Origin of the sequence: Aeromonas sp. HMWF017, from assembly GCF_003061465.1 — a bacterium.
GTDB classification, from domain to species: Bacteria; Pseudomonadota; Gammaproteobacteria; order Enterobacterales; family Aeromonadaceae; genus Aeromonas; species Aeromonas veronii.
The window spans coordinates 22781-25949 of the sequence record NZ_QAJD01000093.1 but is presented as its reverse complement, the minus strand read 5'-3'; the positions used below and the strand labels follow the sequence as shown (position 1 = coordinate 25949).

Genomic DNA, 3169 nt, shown 5'->3' with positions numbered 1-3169 from the left:
ATGAGGCAGAGCTTGGAGTGGATCTTGAGGCTCGGCACCCCGAACACCACCTTGACCCCGGCATCGGTCAGGATGTTTGCCCAGTCGATGTTGGCCGCTTCGTCGAAACGGGCGCGCAGTTCGACCACCACGGTCACCTTCTTGCCATTGTTGGCAGCATCGATGAGGGAGTGGATGATCCGCGACTTCTTGGCGACCCGGTAGATATTGATGCGAATGGCGCTCACCGCCGGATCGAACGCCGCCTGGCGCACCAGCTCGGTGAAGTGGTGGAACTTGTGGTACGGGTAGTAGAGCAGGATATCCTGCTTGGTAATCGCATCGAAGGCGTTGACGAAGCCGTCAAAATCGCGGCAATCGAGGGCCGGCAGCTTGGGGTTTTCCAGATAGTCACGACCCACGTTGGGGAAGCCGATGAAATCCTTGAAGTTATGGTAACGCCCACCCGGCATGATGGCGTCGTAGGAGCTGATCTGCAGCTTGAGCTTGAGGAAGCTAATCATGGCAGCGGGCATCTCCCGCTCGTAGACGAAGCGCACCGGCATGGCGGTGAGGCGCTGCTTCAAGCCGTCACTCATCTTGTCCACCAGGCTCAAGTCCAGCTGGTCGGAGAGATCATATTCGGCATCCCGGGTCAGCTTCACCGCATAGGCGGCAATCTCGTCGTAGTCGAAGAAGCCTTTGAAAATCTCGTCCAGACAGAAGCGGATGACGTTATCCAGAATGATGATCTGCTTCTTGCGGCGGGTCCCTTCCGGCGGCAGCTGGAAGAAGCGGGGCAGGTCGTCGGTCGGCACTTCCACCAGGGCGTACTGGATCACCTGACCGTTCTTCTTCATCTCGATGGCCAGATAGGTGTACTCATCCTTGAGGAATTTGACCGGATTGACCTCTTTGTTGAGCAGGATCGGGATGATGTGACGCAGCACCTTCTCCTTGAAGAAGACCCGCAGCCATTTCTGAATGGCATCGGAGAGCTGGTTCTCGTTGACCAGAAAGATGTTATGGCGAGCGAGCGCAATCAACAGCTCTTTATAGGTGTTGTCGAACGCTTCACCGAGCGCCATCACTTTTTGCTGGATGGCGCGCAGCAGCACTTTCGCTTCATCGTCGCCACCATGTACTTCATTGATGAGGATGCGACGCTTGACGTCCGATACCCGTACCTTGAAGAACTCATCCTGGTTGGAGGAGAAGATCCCCAGAAAACGAACCCGCTCGATGAGGGGCACCGTCTTGTCCATTGCCTCTTGCAACACCCGTTCATTGAATGAGAGCCAGCTCAGCTCTTTCTCTTCATACTGCTTGTCGGTGCTCATCTTGTGCCTCTGTTTCAGGTCGCGTCTGCGCGGCAGTTATGGCGTTAATATATGACAAATAAATGACAGTATTGTTACTGCTCGCTGAACCCTTCGTCGATGTCGACCACCAGATCGTCGGAGAGGGATTCCAGCGCGGTGATAAGCGTATCCATCGCGAGCCCGTCGGGCAGGGCAACCAGCGCATGGGCATAGAAGAGCGGGGCGCCGGAGTGGGGAGCCGGTTCACAGCCGGTGGTGAGATCGGCCACGTTGATCTCGAGCTGGCGCAGGATGCTGGCTACTTCATGGACGATGCCGGGGCGGTCGTTGCCGGTCACTGTCATCATGACTTGATGGGCTGGCTCGGCGGTCGGTGTCCCTTCGGCAAAGCTGATGGTCAGACCCGGTAGCAGGGCCAGTGCTTCGCACAGGCTGCGATAGTGCTCATCGGGGACAGAGACATGGAGGATACCGGCAAACTGGCCCGCCAGCTCGCTCATGGCGCTGCCCAGCCAGTTGCCCTGCTCGCGGCTGATGACTGCAGCCAGACTCTCGACGATCCCGGGTTTGTCTGCACCGATCACGGTGACCACCAATTGCTTTTGCATCCTGCTCTCCTTGAAATGGAATTTCTTACTCTATCCCTATTGTGCCTGCTGGGGCTGGTCATATGAACCCCCGCCTGCTGACAAATAGATAAAAAGACGGGACTTTTCACTTTCTATACACGGGTCTGCTGCCTTGCTTCGTGGCGGCTGTGGTAAAGTGATTCCCCTTTCGTGTCGTGAACTGGATCGTGCTCTCATGAATACCCTTGTCCTATCGGGATTGTTGTTGCTGGCGCTGCTTGTGCTGGCGATCTTCTGGAGCAAAGGCAGACAGCAAAAGCGCCTGCCCTATGATGTGCAGGAGACCCTGTTCAGTCCCGCCGAGCGATCCTTCCTCGGGGTGCTGGATCTGGCGGTGGGTGACAAGGCCCGGGTCTTTGCCAAGGTGCGGGTGGCCGATGTGCTGACGCCGCAGGCCGGGATCGGCAAAAGCAAATGGCAGCAGCACTTCAACAAGATCAGCGCCAAGCATTTCGACTATCTGCTTTGCCACCCTTCTGATCTCTCCTTTATTTGCGCCATCGAACTCGATGACAGCTCCCACCGCCATCAGAAGCGCAAGGCGCGGGATCTCTTTCTGAAAACCGCCTGCGACAGCGCCGGTCTGCCGTTGCTGCAGATCCCGGCAAGTGCCAGCTATCTGGTGGAAGAGCTGCGCGAACAGATCCTGCCGCTGCTGGTCAAAACCAGCGAACCATTGATCGACGATTTGCCGCACGGGGCGCGCCGCGAGCCCACCTTCAACCCTCTGCTGCTGGACGGCGTGGATGTCGGTGCCGGGATGCGTGGCCGCACTCCCCATGCCGAGGCCATCTCGCCTGCGTCGCTCCGCGAGCCCGCCATCCAGGCCAACGGGGCGGTGGAGGCGCCACAGAGTGAGGGGGAGCTGGTCGATAGCCTGTTCGCCGATGTGGAGGATGATGAAGAGCACGAGGTACACCACTGCCCTCGTTGTGATGCGCCGCTGGTGGAGCGGGAGGCGAAAAAAGGCCCCCACGCCGGTCGGCTCTTTCTGGCTTGCAGCCGTTTTCCCGAGTGTCGTTACGCGGCGCCGCACCACCATAATCGCCACTGAGTGCGCTTCACCGTGTTGCATACTGCCCTCTGACGAGGGCAGTTTTCTTTCCGCTATTGGCGGCATTTGTTAACGGCGCCAATGCAGAAAATTCCTCGGCAAAATTTATCTAATCTCCCGTTTCTGTCGATACACTTAGCCTGAATACGACAATTTTTGACAATGCGTCGGAATTTTGGCACTTT

3 protein-coding genes are annotated in these 3169 nt (G+C 57.6%); 1 reads left to right on the top strand and 2 read right to left on the bottom strand.

Annotation, left to right across the window (positions count from 1 at the left end):
• Both ppk1 and DBR30_RS09040 read right to left on the bottom strand, forming a co-directional pair.
• The coding region (gene ppk1, locus DBR30_RS09045) for a polyphosphate kinase 1 (protein WP_108588309.1) at positions 1-1319 on the bottom strand (1319 nt) is incomplete at its 3' end.
• 74 nt (positions 1320-1393) lie between these two features.
• On the bottom strand, positions 1394-1909 hold the full coding sequence (locus tag DBR30_RS09040; RefSeq protein WP_069555282.1) for a glycine cleavage system protein R: 516 nt from the start codon (positions 1907-1909) through the stop codon (positions 1394-1396).
• A 196-nt stretch (positions 1910-2105) separates the two neighbouring features.
• Between DBR30_RS09040 and DBR30_RS09035 the strand changes: the two genes are divergently transcribed.
• Positions 2106-2984, top strand: coding sequence for a DUF2726 domain-containing protein (locus tag DBR30_RS09035; RefSeq protein ID WP_108541208.1), 879 nt, complete (start codon positions 2106-2108; stop codon positions 2982-2984).
• The last annotated feature ends 185 nt before the right edge of the window (positions 2985-3169 follow it).

Bases quoted from the DNA above. Each gene is read 5' to 3' on its own strand.
- DBR30_RS09040 (WP_069555282.1), bottom strand. From the start codon at position 1,909: ATGCAAAAGCAATTGGTGGTCACCGTGATCGGTGCAGACAAACCCGGG.
- DBR30_RS09035 (WP_108541208.1), top strand. From the start codon at position 2,106: ATGAATACCCTTGTCCTATCGGGATTGTTGTTGCTGGCGCTGCTTGTG.